The following is a 17,655-nucleotide window of genomic DNA, read 5'->3' as shown; positions in this document are numbered from 1 at the left end:
TTTTTCATCATCAATCTATGCCGAGTTTCTTCAGGCGATAACGCATCGAACGGAACGTCAGGCCCAGGCGCTGGGCCGCGGCAGTGCGGTTCCAGCGGGTCTCCTCGAGAGCCTGCATGATCAGCTTGCGCTCGATGTCTTCCAGGTAGTCCTCGAGATTGTCTATCTCGCTCAGGCTCGCCGCGCCGTCCTGGCTGGCGCCCGGCGCGTCGGCCAGGCGCAGGTCGTGGGGCTGGATCTGGTCGTTCTCGCACAGCGTGTAGGCGCGCTCCAGCATGTTCTCCAGTTCACGCACGTTGCCGGGGAAGCGATAGTTCTTCAGCTTTTCCTGGGCATCGCCGGTCAGGCGGGCGGCTGGCAAGCCGGTATCGCCGGCCAGGCGTTTGAGGATGCGCTCGGCCAGCAGCGGGATGTCCTCGCGGCGTTCGCGCAGGGGCGGAACGCGCAATTCGATGACGTTGAGGCGGTAGTAGAGATCCTGGCGGAAGCGCCCGGCGCCGACCTCGGCGGCGAGGTCCTTGTGAGTGGCGCAGAGGATGCGGACGTCGACGCCGATCTCCTGCTGGCCGCCGACCGCGCGCACGGCCTTTTCCTGGATTGCGCGGAGCAGCTTGACCTGCATCGGCATCGGCAGGTCGGCGACTTCGTCGAGGAACAGGGTACCGCCGCTGGCGGCCTGGAACAGGCCCTGCTTGTCCTCGATGGCGCCGGTGAAGCTGCCTTTCTTGTGGCCGAAGAACTCGCTTTCCATCAGCTCGGTAGGGATCGCGCCGCAGTTGACCGGCACGAACGGTCGCTCGATGCGCGGCCCCTGCTCGTGGATCAGGCGGGCCACCAGTTCCTTGCCGCTGCCGGACTCGCCGCTGATGTAGACCGGCGCCTGGCTACGCGCCAGCTTGCCGATCTGGTTGCGCAGCGCGCGCATCGGCGGCGACTCGCCGAGCAGGCGGTTGTCCACCGGCGCTTCCTCGGCTTCCGGATTGCGCAGGCGCAGGGCGGTCGCCACCAGTTCGCGCAGGCGGCCGAGGTCGACCGGCTTGGTGAGGAAGTCGAAGGCGCCGGCCTTGAGCGCCTGGATCGCGGTGTCCAGGCTGCCGTAGGCGGTGATCATGGCGACCGGGGTCTGCGGGTGACGCTGCTGGATGTACTGCACCAGGTCGAGGCCGCTACCGTCCGGCAGGCGCATGTCGGTCAGGCACAGGTCGAACGGTTCGCGGGCCAGCAACTCGCGGGCTTCCTTGACGTTGCGGGCGCTGCGGGTATCCAGCTTCATGCGGCCGAGGGTGATTTCCAGCAGCTCGCGGATATCCGGTTCATCGTCGACGATCAGGGCTTTTTGTCGGCTCATGCGTTGCGGCTTCTGTCAGCTGAGTTTGCGCGGGTGGGCGAAGGTGATGCGGAAGCAGCCTCCACCCTCCTCGCGATTGCGGTAGTCGATGCGCGCCTGGTTGCTCTCGCACAATTCGCGGGAGAGATAGAGGCCCAGGCCGGTGCCTTTGCTTTCTGTAGTAAAGAAGGGTTCGAACAGGTTGTTCAGCTTGTCCGTCGGCACGCCGGGGCCGTCGTCGGCGATTTCCAGCACCGGCAGGTCGCTGTCCGCATCGCGCGCGAGACTCAGCCAGACCTGGCCGCGCCCGTGCGCCTGGGCGCTGTAGCGCAGGCCGTTCTGCACCAGGTTGCTCAGTACCTGATTCAACTGGTGCGGGTCCATGCGCGTGTGGATGTCGCCGGCGCCGAGCTGCAGGTGCAGTTCGCTGTCGTTGCGCAGCTTGCCGGGATATTCGTCGACGAAGCGTTGCAGCCAGTCCTTCAGGTCGAGTTGCTGCGGTTCGGCCTGGCGGCGGCGGGAGAGCTGCAGGACGTTCTCGATGACCAGGTTCATCCGTCGCGACTGGTCCTGGATGATCTGTGTCAGGCGGCGGTCGGCGCCGTCGAGTTCCTCGGACTCCTGCAGCAGTTGCGCGGCGTGACTGATGGCGCCCAGCGGGTTGCGGATCTCGTGGGCGATGCCGGCGGTCAGCCGGCCGAGGCCGGCGAGCTTCATCTGCTGCGCCTGCTGGGCGATCTGCGAGATGTCTTCGAGGAAGATCAGCACATGCCGGTCGTGTTCACGGTTGAGGCTGATGAAGCTGGGCTGCACGGCGGGGCCCTCCGGAATCACCTTGAGGGTCGGCGGGCGGCGACTGGGGTTGAGGCGCCACTGCTTCATGCAGTGCACCAGCATCGGGCTGTAGCGATCCAGGCTGGTGCCCCGCACCTGGTCCTGCCTGAGCAGGCCGAGGGCGGCCTGGTTGGCGAGGAGGATGTTCAGGCGGCTGTCGACCACCAGGATGCCGGTGCGCATGCGCTGCAGGATCAGCGCGTTGAGCTCTTCGAGGTTGGCGACCGTCTCGGCGCGTTCCTCGGCCAGCGTTTCCGTCTGTTCCTGGCGCCGCACCAGGGCCTGGATCACCAGCGCGGCGGCGAAGCACAGGGTGCCGAGGCCGCCGGCCTGGACGTAGTGGTTGGGGGCGTCCGGGCTGCTCAGGCTGAGGAAGAAGGTCAGGTACAGCAGGCCCAGGCTGGCCACCGCCGCGATCACCAGGCCGATGCGCCCGCGCAGGAGGATGTTGGCGATCGCCACCGCCACCACCAGCAGGCTGCCGATGCCGCTGGGCATGCCGCCGCCGGCGTAGAACAGGCCGCAGAGCAGCAGCACGTCGGTGAGGGCGAGGATGAAAATCGGCAGCAATTGCCGTGACGGCGGCAGGAACAGCGCGACCAGGATGTTGAAGACCAGGTAGCACCAGCTGCCGACATGGAACAGTTCGGGATGGACCAGTTTCAGGACCTGTTCTTCCAGCTCGCTGGAGATCAGCAGGACCAGTACCAGGCCGATGGTCAGGCGATACAGGTGATACAGGCGGAGGATGCGCTGCCCTTGCTCCTCGCTCAGCCGCAGCCGCTCAGCGCGCACGGTCGCCCTGGTCCTGCTGCAGATGCGCCTGGCTGCAATACCAGCGACGTTCGTGGGCCAGCGCGTTGGCTTGCGGTACATGCACGCCGCAATGCGCGCAGCGGACCATCGGCGAGGCGTTCGGCTCCTCCCGCGGACGCTGCTGCCGGCGCGGAACGGGACGGGTGAAGCGGCGCCAGAGCCAGAACGCGATGGCGATCAGGGCGATCCAGAAAAGGAGGCGGAAAAGGCCCATGGTGGTCTCGTAGGCTGGGGAAAGCTGCAGTTTAGCCAAGCCGCCGGCCCGATCACAGTCGGGAAGGCCCAGGCTGTGCGGCGCTTGGCGCTGGCAGGGTCGGCCGGGGAAAAAAGAAGGGAGGCTTGCGCCTCCCTCCGGTGTTTCCTGCGATCAGTCGAAGAGACCGAAGGTCATGTAGCTCCACCAGGAGCGACCGGAGTCTTCGTCGTCGTCGCTTTCCGGTTTCTCTTCGTCGGCGCCGTGGTCCTGGTTCTCCGGCTTCAGTTCGGCGGGAATCTCGCGCTCGGCGTCTTCGTACTGCTTGATCACGTCCTTCGCGGCCTGGGTCTCCATGTGCGGCGGCGGCTCGCCGCCCTCGATCAGGCCCAGGGTGGCCTTGGCCAGCCAGGAACGGGTATCGGCCTCGCTTTCGCGGGCGACGAACTCGCCGTCCTTGAGGCTGGCGTTGTCCGGGTAGTTCAGCTTGAGGGTTTCCAGGCTAGTGCTGGCCAGGTCGTCCAGGCCCAGGCGGCGATAGGCTTCGACCATGATCGCCAGGCCATCGCCGACGGCCGGGGTTTCCTGGAAGTTCTCCACCACGTAGCGACCACGGTTGGCCGCGGCGACGTAGGCCTGGCGCTTGAGGTAGTAGTGGCCGACATGCACCTCGTAGGCCGCCAGCAGGTTGCGCAGGTAGACCATGCGCGCCTTGGCGTCAGGGGCGTAGCGGCTGTTGGGGAAGCGGCTGGTGAGCTGGGCGAACTCGTTGAAGGAGTCGCGGGCGGCGCCCGGGTCGCGCTTGGTCATGTCCAGCGGCAGGAAGCGCGCGACCAGTCCGCGGTCCTGGTCGAAGGAGGACAGGCCCTTGAGGTAATAGGCGTAGTCGACGTTGGGATGCTGCGGATGCAGGCGGATGAAGCGCTCGGCGGCGGCGCGCGCGGCCTCGGGCTCCATGTTCTTGTAGTTGGCGTAGATCAGCTCGAGTTGGGCCTGCTCGGCGTAGCGGCCGAAGGGATAGCGCGACTCGAGGGCTTTCAGCTTGGTGACGGCGCTGTTGTAGCTCTTGTTGTTGAGGTCGTCCTGCGCCTGCTGGTACAGCTGGCTCTCGCTCAGGTTCTCGTCGACAGTCTCCTTGTTCGAGGAGCAGGCTGCGGTGAGGGCGAGGATGGCGATCAGCAGCAGGTGTTTCACTTGCATGGCGGCTTGCGTCCCTGGGACGGTCGGCTTGGCCTCAACCGTCTGTTATGATTGGCGCCCCAGGCACCCCCTGGGACAAAGACCCCGTATTTAACCACAGCGCGTAGCCGATTCCAAAAGCCGCGCTGAGCATCGTTCCCTACTCATGTCCGATATGATTCAACGCGCGGCCGAGGTGCCGTTCGAGCTGGGTGGCCAGCGTCTCGACCAGATCGCCGCCCAGCTTTTTCCCGAACACTCGCGCTCCCGCCTGGCCGGCTGGATCAAGGACGGTCGGCTGACCGTCGACGGCGCCGCGGCGCGCCCGCGCGACATCGTCCACAGCGGGGCGCAGCTGGTCCTGGAAGCCGAGCAGGAGGCCCAGGGCGAGTGGGTCGCACAGGATATCGAGCTGGATATCGTCCATGAAGACGAGCATATCCTGGTGATCGACAAGCCCGCCGGTCTTGTGGTCCACCCGGCTGCCGGCCACCAGGACGGCACCCTGCTCAACGCCTTGCTGTACCACGTGCCGGGTATCGCCAACGTGCCGCGTGCGGGCATCGTCCACCGCCTGGACAAGGACACCACCGGCCTGATGGTGGTGGCCAAGACCCTGGAGGCCCATACCAAGCTGGTCGCGCAGTTGCAGGCGCGCTCGGTCAGCCGCATCTACGAGGCGATCGTGATCGGCGTGATCACTTCCGGCGGCACCATCGATGCGCCGATCGGCCGGCACGGCGTGCAGCGGCAGAAGATGGCGGTGGTCGATGCCGGCAAGGTGGCTGTGAGCCATTACCGGGTGCTGGAACGCTTCCGCGCGCACACCCACACCCGGGTCAAGCTGGAGACCGGGCGCACCCACCAGATCCGCGTGCACATGAGCCACATCGGCTATCCGCTGGTCGGCGATCCGGTCTATGGCGGCCGCTTCAAGATCCCGCCGGTGGCCAGCCAGACGCTGGTCCAGACCCTCCGCGAGTTCCCGCGCCAGGCGCTGCACGCGCGCTTCCTCGAACTGGATCACCCGGCGACGGGCGTACGCATGAAGTGGGAGTCGCCGCTGCCGGAAGACTTCCTCTGGTTGCTCAGCCTGCTGCGCCAGGACCGCGAGGCGTTCGTCGGATGAGCGGCTGGCTGAGCCCCGACTGGCCGGCGCCGGCCAATGTCCGCGCCTGCGTGACCACGCGCGGCGGCGGGATCAGCCAGGCGCCGTTCGACAGCCTGAACCTGGGTGCCCATGTCGACGACGATCCTCGGGCCGTGGCGGAGAATCGCCGGCGCCTCAGCGAACGCCTGGCCTGCCGGCCGAGCTGGCTCGAGCAGGTGCACGGGACCACGGTGGTGGAGGCCGACCCGGGCCGGCTGCCGACCGCGGATGCCAGCTGGAGCGCGACGCCTGGCACCGCCTGTACGATCATGACCGCCGATTGCCTGCCGACGCTGTTCTGCGACCGCGCCGGCACCCGCGTGGCCGCCGCCCATGCCGGCTGGCGCGGGCTGGCGGCGGGCGTGCTGGAGGCGACGGTGGACAGCCTGGGCGTGCCCGGCGACGAGCTACTGGTCTGGCTCGGCCCGGCGATCGGCCCGCGGGCCTTCGAGGTCGGCGGCGAGGTGCGCGACGCCTTCATCGGCGCGCACGCCGAGGCGCAGGCGGCATTCCTGCCGAGTGCCAACCCCGGGCGCTTCATGGCCGACATCTACCACCTGGCTCGCATCCGCCTGGCCGCCCATGGCGTCACCGCCGTGCATGGCGGCGGTTTCTGCACCTTCAGCGATAGCGAGCGCTTCTATTCCTATCGCCGCTCGTCGCGTACCGGCCGTTTCGCCAGCCTGGTCTGGCTCCAGGGCTAGGCCCGCGCAGGTTATCCGGCGCGAACTGACCGATGTCACGGCCCGGTCGCTTGAACCGCGGAAAATCGCCCTTATCTATTGAGCCATCTCGGCGGGCTTTTCTTCATCAGGGACACCCATCGTTCCGGCCCGCTCTATAGAAGGAAGGACGACCCATGCGAATAGACCGTTTGACCAGCAAGCTGCAACTCGCGCTCTCCGACGCCCAGTCCCTGGCCGTCGGCCACGACCACCCGGCCATCGAGCCGGTGCATCTGCTTTCCGCCCTGCTCGAACAGCAAGGCGGCTCGATCAAGCCCCTGCTGATGCAGGTCGGCTTCGATATCGCCGCCCTGCGCAGCGGCCTCAACAAGGAACTCGACGCGCTGCCGAAGATCCAGAGCCCGACCGGCGACGTGAACCTGTCCCAGGACCTCGCGCGCCTGCTCAATCAGGCTGACCGCCTGGCCCAGCAGAAGGGCGACCAGTTCATCTCCAGCGAGCTGGTATTGCTGGCCGCGATGGACGAGAACACCAGGCTCGGCAAGCTGTTGCTCGGCCAGGGCGTGTCGCGCAAGGCGCTGGAGAATGCCGTGGCCAACCTGCGCGGCGGCGAAGCGGTGAACGACCCGAACGTCGAGGAGTCGCGCCAGGCGCTGGACAAGTACACCGTCGACATGACCAGGCGCGCCGAGGAAGGCAAGCTCGACCCGGTGATCGGTCGCGACGACGAGATCCGCCGGACCATCCAGGTCCTGCAGCGGCGGACGAAGAACAACCCGGTGCTGATCGGCGAACCCGGCGTCGGCAAGACCGCCATCGTCGAAGGCCTGGCCCAGCGCATCATCAATGGCGAAGTGCCGGATGGCCTCAAGGACAAGCGCCTGCTGGCCCTGGACATGGGCGCGCTGATCGCCGGCGCAAAATTCCGCGGCGAGTTCGAGGAACGACTGAAGGCGGTCCTCAACGAACTGGGCAAGCAGGAAGGGCGGGTCATCCTGTTCATCGACGAACTGCACACCATGGTCGGCGCCGGCAAGGCGGAAGGCGCCATGGACGCCGGCAACATGCTCAAGCCGGCTCTGGCGCGCGGCGAACTGCACTGCGTCGGCGCCACCACTCTCGACGAGTATCGCCAGTACATCGAGAAGGACGCCGCCCTGGAACGCCGCTTCCAGAAGGTGCTGGTGGACGAGCCGAGCGAGGAAGACACCATCGCCATCCTCCGTGGCCTCAAGGAGCGCTACGAGGTGCACCATGGGGTGAGCATCACCGACGGCGCGATCATCGCCGCCGCCAAGCTGTCGCACCGCTACATCACCGACCGGCAGTTGCCGGACAAGGCCATCGACCTGATCGACGAGGCCGCCAGCCGCATCCGCATGGAGATCGACTCCAAGCCGGAGGAACTGGATCGTCTCGACCGTCGCCTGATCCAGCTCAAGATCGAGCGCGAGGCGCTGAAGAAGGAAGACGACGAAGCCACCAGGAAGCGCCTGGCCAAGCTGGAAGAGGACATCGTCAAGCTGGAACGCGAGTACGCCGACCTGGAAGAGATCTGGAAGTCGGAGAAGGCCGAGGTACAGGGTTCGGCGCAGATCCAGCAGAAGATCGAGCAGGCCAAGCAGGAAATGGAGGCGGCGCGGCGCAAGGGCGACCTGGAAAGCATGGCGCGCATCCAGTACCAGACCATCCCGGACCTGGAACGCAGCCTGCAGATGGTCGACCAGCACGGCAAGACCGAGAACCAGTTGCTGCGCAACAAGGTGACCGACGAGGAAATCGCCGAGGTGGTCTCCAAGTGGACCGGTATCCCGGTGTCGAAGATGCTCGAGGGCGAGCGCGAGAAGCTGCTGCGCATGGAGCAGGAACTGCATCGCCGGGTCATCGGCCAGGACGAGGCGGTGGTCGCCGTGTCCAATGCGGTGCGCCGTTCGCGCGCCGGCCTGGCCGATCCGAACCGGCCCAGCGGCTCGTTCCTCTTCCTCGGCCCGACCGGGGTGGGCAAGACCGAGCTGTGCAAGGCGCTGGCCGAGTTCCTCTTCGATACCGAGGAGGCGCTGGTGCGGATCGACATGTCCGAGTTCATGGAGAAACACTCCGTGGCTCGCCTGATCGGCGCGCCTCCGGGCTACGTCGGTTTCGAGGAGGGCGGCTACCTGACCGAGGCGATCCGCCGCAAGCCGTATTCGGTGGTGCTGCTGGACGAAGTGGAGAAGGCCCACCCGGACGTCTTCAACATTCTCCTGCAGGTACTCGAGGATGGCCGCCTGACCGACAGCCACGGGCGCACCGTGGATTTCCGCAACACCGTGGTGGTGATGACCTCCAACCTCGGCTCGGCGCAGATCCAGGAGCTGGCCGGTGACCGCGAGGCGCAGCGTGCCGCGGTGATGGATGCGGTCAACGCGCATTTCCGTCCGGAATTCATCAACCGGATCGATGAAGTGGTGGTGTTCGAACCGCTGGCCCGCGAGCAGATCGCCGGCATCGCCGAGATCCAGCTCGGCCGCCTGCGCAAGCGGCTGGCCGAGCGCGAGCTGAGCCTGGACTTGAGCCAGGAGGCACTGGACAAGCTGATCGCCGTCGGCTTCGACCCGGTCTACGGTGCGCGTCCGCTGAAGCGGGCAATCCAGCGCTGGATCGAGAACCCGCTGGCGCAACTGATCCTGGCCGGCAAGTTCGCGCCGGGGGCGAAGGTCTCGGCGAAGGTGGACGGCGACGAGATCGTGTTCGCCTGATCGCTTCGCAGGCACATGAAAAAGCCCCGCTTCGGCGGGGCTTTTTCATGAACGGCTGGTGGCTGGCAAGGTGGTGTGGCCTGGTCGGGAAAAAGAAGAAAAACTTTTTGGATCAGAGGGTTGACATGTCGTCGCGCATCCGTAAAATGGCGCGCCTCTGAGACGCGAATCCAGCAGCACCGGAAGCGTCCAGGGTTGGAAGACAGACGTTCCGCGATAGCTCAGTCGGTAGAGCAAATGACTGTTAATCATTGGGTCCCTGGTTCGAGTCCAGGTCGCGGAGCCAACTTCCAATCGGGGTATAGCGCAGTCCGGTAGCGCGCCTGCTTTGGGAGCAGGATGTCGGGAGTTCGAATCTCTCTACCCCGACCACCTCATACATGGGTCGTTAGCTCAGTCGGTAGAGCAGTTGGCTTTTAACCAATTGGTCGTAGGTTCGAATCCTACACGACCCACCATATCCAGGCCTCCTTGGGAGGTCCGAAGAAGCGGCAAGGCGCAAGCCTTGCCGCTTTTTTGTTTTCCGATCTTGTACGCTCGGCTCGTTCGAAGGTTGAAAAACCCTTCCGCGCGTTCAGCGCGGAAGGGTGGGTTGGCCGGTTAGCGGCCAAGCCCGATCCAGGGCGCCTTGGCGGCCTCCCCGTAGAGGGCGTTCTGCGACTGGGTGCCGAAGTTCATGCCGATGAGCCCGCCATAGGCCTGTCCTTCGAAGGCGGGGACGATCCTGCCGCTGGCCGACGAACCGTAGATCCATCCCTGGTTGAAGCCGACCAGGCCGCCCAGGGCTCTGCTGAGACCGTGCACCTTGCCGGATGCCGCGCTGTTGCGGATGGTGCCCGAGTTCAGGCCGACCAGGCCGCCCGCATAGCCGGCGTAGCCGCCTTCCACCTCGCCGCTGGCCGAGCTGTTTTCCAGGGTCGTTTTCCTGCCGAGCATGCCGACCAGGCCACCGGTATAGGTGTAGGCGTCGCCCTTGACCTTGCCGGAGGCCTTGGCATCGGCGATGAGGACGTCCTCGCTGTTGCCGATCAAGCCGCCGAGCAGGCCATAGGTGGTACCTCCCGAGACATTGCCGCTTGCGCTCACGTTGCGCAGCCTGGCGGCTTTGCTGCTGCCGATCAGGCCGCCGAGGTTCTGCGCGCCCTTGCCGGTTACATTGCCGCTGGCCTTGAGGTCATGCAGCTCGCCGCCTTCGTTCAGGCCGATCAGGCCGCCGATCGCTTGGGCGCCGTTGCCGCTGACGTCACCCTCGGCGTGGGCGTCGCTCAGGTTGGCGTTGTGGTTGCTGCCGATCAGGCCGCCGATCCGGCTGTTGAGGCCGCCATCGACATTGCCGCTGGCCGAAAGGCCGGTGTGGTTGCCTCCTTTGTTGTAGCCGAGCAGGCCGCCCAGGTATTGGCCTTGCTTGTCGCTCACATGGCCGGTGGCGCGAGCGCCGGTGATGGAACTGTCCTGGTTCCAGCCGATCAGTCCTCCGATCGCCTGGGAGGCGCTGGCAACCACGCTGCCGCTTGCCTGGACGCTGTTCAGCGAAGCGTCGCGGTTGTAGCCGAGCAATCCACCGACGTAGGAGCCGGCGCCAGCGGTCACCTTGCCATAGGCTGCGACTCTGGTCAGGCTGCCTCCCCGGTTGTAGCCAACCAGGCCTCCCAGGTAGCGGCCTCGCAGATCGGATACATCGCCCGTCGCGCTGCTGTCGACGATGGCGCTGTCCAGGCTCTTGCCGACCAGACCGCCGATCGCTTCGCTACCGTTGCCGCTGACCTTGCCGGTGGCCTTGGCGCGGCTGATATCGCCGTGCTGGTCGAGGCCGACCAGGCCGCCGTACAGACCGCCGTTGCCCTGTCCCGTCACATTCACGGAGGATTCGACGTTGACCAGGCTGCCACCCTCGTTGCGCCCCACCAGGCCACCGAGGTTCAGGTTGTCGCCAGCCAGGCGGAGCGAGCCCGCGCTCTGGCTGTCGGCGATGCGGCCGGTGTTCCTGCCGACCAGGCCGCCGGCTCCGTGGTAGCCGTAATTGTCGAGCAGCCGTCCGCTCATGGCGACATCGGCTCGGCTGTTGGTGATGGTGGCGACACGCCGTTCGCTGATGTTTTCGCCGACCAGGCCGCCCATGGCGTAGGTGTTGCCGTCACCGATGACCTGGCCGCTGGCCGAGGAGCCGTCGATGCTACCCAGGTTGAGAGCGACCAGACCGCCCAGGCTGTTGAGGTGCGAGGCTCCGGTGACCCGGATGTTGCTGGCCTTGACGTTGGAGATGATGCCGTTGTTCAGGCCCGCCAGGGTGCCGACCTGGGTATTGTAGTGGCTGGATTGCGCCCCGCTGGCCCAGACATGGTCCAGATTGAGGTTGCGGATGATGCCGTTGTTGACGCTGAACAGACCGACATAGGCGCTTGTGTCGTAGACGGAGAGGTCGCTGATGCTGTTGCCCAGGCCGTCGAAGGTGCCGTTGAAGGATTGACCGTTGCCCAGGGAGCGGAAGCGGGTGTTGCCCCCTTGATCTGGTTGCCGAGCACGTAGCGACCGTCCATGTCGGCTTCGATCTCGCGCAGCTGCGCGAGGTTCTGGATCACCCGGTAGTCCTCGCCGTTGGCACGGTAGCCGGCACCGGCGCCGGAAAGGGTCACGCGCACGCCGTCGGCGAGCTTGTGGCCTTTGCCGCTGTTCAGCTCCAGCCTGGCGTTGCGCCCGGTGAGGGACAGGTCGGCGTTCAGGCGTACCTGGTCGCGCGCGTTCAGCGCCAGTTCGGCCTTGTCGCCGCTGGCGCGCAGGTTGCCGTTCACCTCGACGTTGCCGCGCTCGGCGCTCAGGCCCAGCTTGTTGCCGCTGTTCCAGGACAGCGGTGCGTCGACCTTGATATCTCCCTGGGTGCTGGCCAGTTCGATGCTGGTGGTTTCCAGGTTGTCCGCCAGGGTGCTGGCCTTCAGCGTTGCGGCGTCGCGCAGCACGCTGCTGGCGACTTCCAGGTTGTTCGCGGCGATCTTCCAGGTACCGGTCTGGCCTTGCTTGGAACGGGTATCGACCTTGGCGTACTGGTGCACTTCGACCTTGGCGCCGCGGTTTTCCACCACTCCGCCATTGCCCTGGCCGCTGGCGCTGGCGTCCTGGCGGCCGGCGACCTGGAGGGTGGCGTTGCCGGCGTCGAGGACGATGCGGCCGTCTCGATTCTGCAGGGTCTTCGCCTCGATCACGCCCTGGTTGCTGACCACGGTCTTGAGCAGGCTGTCGGCGCTGCGCGCGGTCATCAGCACCTGGCCGCCGTCGGCCTTGAGCAGGCCGCCGTTGTGCGCCAGGGCGTCGACCGCGCCGGCGTTCACCTGCAGGTTGAGCAGGCCGTTGCCGTCGAAGTTGAGGCTGACGTCCTCGCCGGCGCCGAGGGCGACGCTGCCCAGGCGGGCCTGGATCACACCGCTGTTGTCGACCCGCGCGCCGAGCAGGGCGACGCTGCCGCCTTCGCTGGCGTTGAGGCTGCCGGCGTTGCTCACCTGGGAGGTGGACTTGCCGCTGAAGCGGTAGTTGCCGTCGAGGAAGTCCTTGTCGGAGATGTCCAGGGTGCTGGCGACCAGGCCGCCGACGTTGACCTGGGCGGTCTTGCCGAACACCACCCCGTTGGGGTTGACCAGGAACACCTTGCCGTTGGCGTCGAGCTTGCCGAGGATCTGGCTGCCGTTGGTGCCGACCACACGGTTGAGGGCGACGGCGGTGCTGTTGGGCTGGTTGAAGCGGACGCTTTCATCGCCGGCGATATCGAAGCCGTTCCATTGGGCGATCAGCTTCTGGCTCTGCTGGTCGATGGTCAGGTGCTTGCCGTCGGTGGAGGTGTGAAGGCCGGCCTCGCCATGGATGACCTTGCCGTCGCTGGGCAGGGCGAAGGCCTCGGGCAGGCCGAGCAGGCCCAGCAGCGAGGCGCCGGCGACCGCCAGCAGGGTGCCGCGACCGCTCTTGCCGCGCCGGCGGGTGCCTTCGCTGGTGACGTTCCAGCATCCCGTGGCCTGGTTCCAGACCAGGGCGTAGGTCTTGTTCATGGGTAGGTCCTCTCTTGGTGGGAAAAATTCTGCTGATCCCCAGCAGAACGGGTGACGCTCAGAAATAGCGGGTCGCCTGCAGCCACAGGCGCGGGGTGCGTTTGGGGACGATGTCGCGCTCCTGGCCGAGCGGCCAGGCGGCGGTCAGGCTGACCTGGTGGTCCGCCCCGTACCAGGTGGCGCCGGTGCCGGCGCCACCCATGCGGTTGTGGTTGCTTTCCGGGGTCCAGGGGCTCTTCTGGAACTTCACCGCGCCCTGGTCGACGAAGGTGCTCAGTTGCCAGCCGGGCGCCAGGCTGTAGCGCAGCTCCGCGCTGGCCTGCCAGCCTTCGTCGCCGACGCCTCGGCCGGTGCCCGCGGGGAAGGCGCGTACGCCGTAGGGGCCGCCGATGTCGAATTTCTCCGCGCTGTCGAGGTTGCCGCTGGCCCACTGGGCGTTGATCTGGGTGAACAATTGCAGGCGGTCGGTCACGCGTTGCAGGCGTACGGCGTTGACGCTGAGCTTGTCGAAACGGCCCACGGCACCGGCTGTTCGCCTGTCGGCGCGGCGCTCCATGCTGTTCATGTCCAGCCGGCCATGGCCGTAGGCCACGGAGAAGCCGTTCTGGCCGCCGCCGAGCAACCGGTCCTGGCTGTTGCCGCTGAGGCCCGCCGTCCAGAGGCGGATTTTCTTGTGCTTGCTGTAATCGAAGAGATCGATGTCGTCGCGCAGCCGCTTGTTCTCGAATTGCAGCTGCGTAGAGAGGTTGAAGGTCCGGCCGCGTACCAGCGGCTGGGCGAGGAACAGGCTGTCGATGGTGGCGCGCCCGTGAGCCTCCAGCTCAGTGAAGTCGCGGGCCAGCCGATAGGAGGTTTCCGAACGTGCCAGGCCGACCCGCGAGCCCCACGGCCCCACCGGCAACTGGTAGGCGGCCCGGTAGTAGCGCTGGTGGCGGTCGCTGCCGAGCAGGCGCAGGTTCAACTGGTCGCCCAGGCGCAGCGGACTGTTGATGTCGAGGACGCCGCCCAGGCGATACTCGCCCATGTAGAAGTCGCCGTAGTTATCCGCCTCCAGGCGGCCGCTGAGCAGTGGCGCCGGCTGGGCGTCGATGCGCAGGTCGGTGGTGCCGGGCGCCTGGCCCGGCAGCAGGGTGCCCTTGGCCTCCACGCCCGGAATGTCGCTGAGCAGCAGCAGGCTGCGCTCGAGTTCGTCACCCTTCACCGCGTTGCCGCTTTCCAGGGCGGAGAGGGGTTGTCGCAATACCCGGTCGAGGGTGCGCGAGGTATTCCGCAAGTCGACCTGGCCGTAGCGTCCCTCGACGACCTCGATGCGAACCGCGCCGTTGTCGATCTCCTGGGCGGGCAGGTAGGCACGGGCCAGCACATAGCCCTGCTGCTGGTAGAACTCGCCGATCCGCTCGGCGGCGGCATGCAACTGCGCCAGGCTCAGCTCCCTTCCCTGGAGGTCAGCGAGCAGGGCCAGCAGTCGCGTGGAGTCGAATACCCGATTGCCACCCACCCGGAACTCCTTGACCAGCACGCGTGGGCCCTCCGGCACCGCGTCGGCCGCGACCTTGTCTTGCGGCTTGGGTTTTTCCGGATCCAGCTTCACCGGGTCGGGCAGGCTGAGGCGATTGCTTTGCGCATCGCGCAAGGCTTGGCCGGCATCCGGTACCGAGGGAGGCGCGGCCGTGGCGCCGAAACTGGAGAGCAGCAGCGCCAGGCCGGCAAGGCCGGCGCGGTGGCCGGGCAGAGCCTGGTTGCGGGGTGGCCGGTGGGCGGCGGGCGGTAGGGGAGCGTGGTTCAGCGGAAAATCATCGGGGCGAGGCGGCATCGTCATTCGGTTCGCTTGTTGCGCGGAAGAAAGCCCTGTAGCCGCATCGACCGTTACCGATGCAGAGCGGGATCAGGACTGGAAAAGAGATGCCAATAGGCTGGAGAGGAGGGGAATCGGAAACAATCGTAGCTTTCTGATTCTGGATAGCCCCTTTTCTCCGGCTTTTGTAGGGGTTGCGGGGGAACGCTGTCGGAGGGGTGGGAAGAGGATGTCGGAGAAGGGCTTCCCCGGACCTGCGCGGATTTTCTGCCGGTGTTGGAGCGGTCTGTCAGACGCGTGCTGCTATCGCTGTCGACCAGGGCGCCTGCGCTGCCCGTCCGGCAATCGCCCACTGTTGGCGGGGCATGGCTGGAGCGCTCCGATCTGTCGGCGCTAGAATCGTTCCCTTGTCGCGGGGGTTCGCCTGCCCGGCCCCGCGCAGAGACTCTTTCCGCCCTGACGATCGCGCATGTCCGAGCCGACTCCAGCATCCCCCGTGGCGTACCACTTCCAGCGCGAAGCGCAGCGGTGCGGCTATGCCCTGGATGAAGCCCAGCGCATAGCCATCGCTCACCTGGATGACCTGTTGCGGCGCCTGCGCCGAGGGCCCACGCTGTTCCGCCGGGCTTCGCGCGGCCTCTACCTGTGGGGCCCGGTGGGGCGCGGCAAGAGCTGGCTGATGGATGGCTTCTTCCGCAGCGCCGACCTGGCGCGCAAGCGCCGGATCCATTTCCACGCGTTCTTCCGCCAGCTGCACGACGGCATGTTCCGTCGCCAGGGGCAGGCCGACGCGCTGGGCGGGGCGCTCGATGAGCTGCTCGGCGATTGCCGGCTGCTCTGCTTCGACGAATTCCACGTGCACGACATCGGCGATGCGATGCTCATCACCCGCCTGTTCCGTGAGTTGTTCCGGCGCGGCATCACCCTGGTCTGCACGTCCAACTACGCGCCCCGGGAGCTGCTGCCCAACCCGCTGTACCACGAGCGGTTCCTGCCGGCTATCCGCCTGATCGAAGCGCGCATGGATGTGCTGGAAGTGGCTGGCGCGCAGGATTACCGGACGTGCTCGCCGGTCGCCGAAGCGGTCTCCGGCTACCCGAGCGGCGCGTATTGCCAGGCCGCCGCGGCCGCCGTCATGGAAGGGCTGGGCCTGGCCGTGCCGGCGCCGGCGGAGCGGGTGATGCTGCGCAGCGGGGCGAGGTCCCTGCTGGCGCGTGCGGTGCGCGGCGACCTGGTGTGGTTCGCCTTCGCCGATCTCTGCGAGGCGCCGACCGCGGTGATGGATTACCTGGCACTTGGCGAGCGCTTTTCCACCTGGGTGCTGGATGGCGTACCGCCGATGGCGCGCTGTTCGGTCGCCGCCCAACAGCGCTTCATCAATCTGGTCGATGTCCTCCACGACAACGACCGGCGCCTGTTCCTGCGCGCCGAGGCGCCGCTGGCGGAGCTGGTCGAAGGCAGCGAGCTGCCGGCGGACATGCAGCGCACCGCCAGCCGCCTGGCGCAACTGCGGCAGTTGCGTCGCTGAGGTGGCGCCCCGCGCGGCTGGCGGGGCGCGGCCGTCAATGCAGCTTGAGGCGAGGCTCGGTGCTGCGCAGGCGCCCGCTGAGCATCAGCATCGCGGTGCGCAGCGGGCCGTACAGGGCCATCTGGTGCATGCGATACAGCGAGACGTAGAACATCCGCGCCAGCCAGCCTTCGAGCATGACGCTACCCATCAGATTGCCCATCAGATTGCCGACCGCGCTGAAGCGCGACAGCGAGATCAGCGAACCGTAGTCGCGGTAGAGGTAGTCGCCCAGCGGCTTGCCGTCGAGGCGGGCGCGCAGCGACTTGACCAGCAGCGAGGCCTGCTGGTGCGCGGCCTGGGCGCGTGGCGGCACGTTGCGCGGTTCCGCGCCCGGTTGCGCCGGTTGCGGGCAGGCGGCGCAGTCGCCGAAGGCGAAGATGTCGTCGTCGCGGGTGGTCTGCAGCGTCGGGCGGACCACCAGTTGGTTGATGCGGTTGCTTTCCAGGCCGTCCAGGTCCTTGAGGAAGGCCGGCGCGCGGATGCCCGCGGCCCAGACCTTGAGGGTCGCCGGGACGAACTCGCCGTCGCCGGTCCAGAGGCCGTCGGCATCCACCTTGCTCACCGCGGAACCGGTCATCACCCGCACGCCAAGCCTGGTCAGGGTCTGGTGGACCGGCTGGCCGATACGCTCGGGCAATGCCGGCAGCACACGCGGGCCGGCTTCGATCAGGCTGATGTGCAGGTCTTCCGGGCGGATCCGGTCGAGCCCGTAGGCGGCCAGCATCTGCGCCGCATGGTGCAGTTCGGCGGCCAGTTCGACGCCGGTGGCGCCGGCGCCGATGATGGCGATGCTCACCGCGTTGTTGTCGGCGTCATGCCCGGTATGCGCACGCAGGTACTGGCCGAGCAACTGGCGGTGGAAGCGTTCGGCCTGGGCGCGGGTATCGAGGAAGATGCAGTGCTGCGCGGCGCCCTCGGTGCCGAAGTCGTTGGTGGTGCTGCCGACGGCGATCACCAGGGTGTCATAGTCGATGTCGCGTTCGGGAACCAGTTCCACGCCATTCTCGTCCACCAGCGCCGCCAGGCGGACGCGCTTGCCGGCGCGATCCAGGCCCTGCATGCGGCCGAGCTGGAATTCGAAGTGGTTCCATTTCGCCTGGGCGACATAGTTCAGCTCGTCCTCCGAGGAGTTGAGCGAGCCGGCGGCGACTTCGTGCAGCAGCGGTTTCCAGATGTGCGTGAGGTTGGCGTCGACCAGGGTGACCTGGGCCCTGCCGCGTTTACCCAGGGTGCGGCCGAGACGGGTGGCGAGCTCCAGCCCGCCGGCGCCGCCGCCGACGATCACGATGCGATGGGACATGTCGATATCTCATAGTGGGAATTCCGTGAGGCGGTC

General features: G+C 66.9%; 10 protein-coding genes, 3 tRNA genes and 1 pseudogene. 7 read left to right on the top strand and 7 right to left on the bottom strand.

Features of this window, described 5'->3' with window-relative positions:
- Positions 1 to 10 precede the first annotated feature (10 nt).
- The 4 genes from pilR to B7D75_RS23405 all read right to left on the bottom strand — a co-directional run bounded on the left by pilR (position 11) and on the right by B7D75_RS23405 (position 4,370).
- A complete protein-coding gene (gene pilR / locus B7D75_RS23420; protein ID WP_033999343.1) occupies positions 11 to 1,348 on the bottom strand; it encodes a two-component system response regulator PilR in 1,338 nt (445 codons plus the stop codon).
- Positions 1,349 to 1,363: 15 nt separating this feature from the next.
- Complete coding sequence (gene pilS, locus B7D75_RS23415; RefSeq protein WP_043101193.1) at positions 1,364 to 2,956, bottom strand: two-component system sensor histidine kinase PilS; 1,593 nt, start codon at positions 2,954 to 2,956, stop codon at positions 1,364 to 1,366.
- Positions 2,946 to 3,191 carry a PP0621 family protein gene (locus tag B7D75_RS23410; protein ID WP_003150030.1) on the bottom strand — a complete coding sequence of 82 codons (246 nt, stop codon included), beginning with the start codon at positions 3,189 to 3,191 and terminating at the stop codon, positions 2,946 to 2,948. The genes pilS and B7D75_RS23410 overlap by 11 nt, the downstream gene beginning before the upstream one ends.
- Before the next feature lie 153 nt (positions 3,192 to 3,344).
- The gene (locus B7D75_RS23405) at positions 3,345 to 4,370 is read right to left on the bottom strand and encodes an outer membrane protein assembly factor BamD (RefSeq protein ID WP_012077305.1); all 1,026 of its coding nucleotides are present in this window, start codon (positions 4,368 to 4,370) and stop codon (positions 3,345 to 3,347) included.
- Between the two features lie 145 nt (positions 4,371 to 4,515).
- Here B7D75_RS23405 and rluD point away from each other — a divergent pair, with 145 nt between their 5' ends.
- From rluD to B7D75_RS23375, 6 genes are all read left to right on the top strand, one after another.
- Positions 4,516 to 5,478: a 23S rRNA pseudouridine(1911/1915/1917) synthase RluD gene (rluD, locus tag B7D75_RS23400; protein ID WP_003150035.1), complete on the top strand. Its 963-nt coding sequence runs from the start codon at positions 4,516 to 4,518 to the stop codon at positions 5,476 to 5,478.
- Positions 5,475 to 6,203 (top strand): peptidoglycan editing factor PgeF, encoded by a 729-nt coding sequence (gene pgeF / locus B7D75_RS23395; RefSeq protein WP_043101190.1) that lies wholly within the window; start codon positions 5,475 to 5,477, stop codon positions 6,201 to 6,203. The genes rluD and pgeF overlap by 4 nt, the downstream gene beginning before the upstream one ends.
- 155 nt (positions 6,204 to 6,358) lie before the next feature.
- Entirely contained in the window at positions 6,359 to 8,923 is a 2,565-nt protein-coding gene (gene clpB, locus B7D75_RS23390) for an ATP-dependent chaperone ClpB (protein WP_058129589.1), read from the top strand.
- A gap of 210 nt (positions 8,924 to 9,133) precedes the next feature.
- A tRNA-Asn gene (locus B7D75_RS23385) sits at positions 9,134 to 9,209 on the top strand.
- A 9-nt stretch (positions 9,210 to 9,218) separates the two neighbouring features.
- Positions 9,219 to 9,295, top strand: a tRNA-Pro gene (locus B7D75_RS23380).
- A gap of 10 nt (positions 9,296 to 9,305) precedes the next feature.
- Positions 9,306 to 9,381 (top strand) — tRNA-Lys (locus B7D75_RS23375).
- A gap of 142 nt (positions 9,382 to 9,523) precedes the next feature.
- Here B7D75_RS23375 and B7D75_RS23370 read toward each other — a convergent pair.
- Positions 9,524 to 12,954: pseudogene (locus B7D75_RS23370) on the bottom strand (GLUG motif-containing protein).
- Positions 12,955 to 13,012: 58 nt separating this feature from the next.
- On the bottom strand, positions 13,013 to 14,647 hold the full coding sequence (locus B7D75_RS23365) for a ShlB/FhaC/HecB family hemolysin secretion/activation protein (RefSeq protein WP_185269358.1): 1,635 nt from the start codon (positions 14,645 to 14,647) through the stop codon (positions 13,013 to 13,015).
- Between the two features lie 571 nt (positions 14,648 to 15,218).
- On the opposite strand from B7D75_RS23365, the gene zapE reads away from it, so the two are divergent.
- A complete protein-coding gene (gene zapE / locus B7D75_RS23360) occupies positions 15,219 to 16,277 on the top strand; it encodes a cell division protein ZapE (protein ID WP_033998225.1) in 1,059 nt (352 codons plus the stop codon).
- A 34-nt stretch (positions 16,278 to 16,311) separates the two neighbouring features.
- On the opposite strand, the gene B7D75_RS23355 is transcribed toward zapE, so the two are convergent.
- On the bottom strand, positions 16,312 to 17,619 hold the full coding sequence (locus B7D75_RS23355; protein ID WP_107114471.1) for an NAD(P)/FAD-dependent oxidoreductase: 1,308 nt from the start codon (positions 17,617 to 17,619) through the stop codon (positions 16,312 to 16,314).
- Positions 17,620 to 17,655 lie beyond the last annotated feature (36 nt).

The organism is Pseudomonas paraeruginosa, assembly GCF_003025345.2.
In the GTDB taxonomy this organism is placed as follows: Bacteria; Pseudomonadota; Gammaproteobacteria; order Pseudomonadales; family Pseudomonadaceae; genus Pseudomonas; species Pseudomonas paraeruginosa.
The sequence above is the reverse complement of the archived record's forward strand: the minus strand, read 5'-3'. Positions and strand labels throughout refer to the sequence as shown.

Excerpts from the sequence above, each read along its gene's own strand:
- pilR (WP_033999343.1), bottom strand. The coding sequence starts at position 1,348 with ATGAGCCGACAAAAAGCCCTGATCGTCGACGATGAACCGGATATCCGC.
- B7D75_RS23410 (WP_003150030.1), bottom strand. The coding sequence starts at position 3,191 with ATGGGCCTTTTCCGCCTCCTTTTCTGGATCGCCCTGATCGCCATCGCG.
- B7D75_RS23405 (WP_012077305.1), bottom strand. The coding sequence starts at position 4,370 with ATGCAAGTGAAACACCTGCTGCTGATCGCCATCCTCGCCCTCACCGCA.
- rluD (WP_003150035.1), top strand. The coding sequence starts at position 4,516 with ATGTCCGATATGATTCAACGCGCGGCCGAGGTGCCGTTCGAGCTGGGT.
- pgeF (WP_043101190.1), top strand. The coding sequence starts at position 5,475 with ATGAGCGGCTGGCTGAGCCCCGACTGGCCGGCGCCGGCCAATGTCCGC.
- clpB (WP_058129589.1), top strand. The coding sequence starts at position 6,359 with ATGCGAATAGACCGTTTGACCAGCAAGCTGCAACTCGCGCTCTCCGAC.
- zapE (WP_033998225.1), top strand. The coding sequence starts at position 15,219 with ATGTCCGAGCCGACTCCAGCATCCCCCGTGGCGTACCACTTCCAGCGC.
- B7D75_RS23355 (WP_107114471.1), bottom strand. The coding sequence starts at position 17,619 with ATGTCCCATCGCATCGTGATCGTCGGCGGCGGCGCCGGCGGGCTGGAG.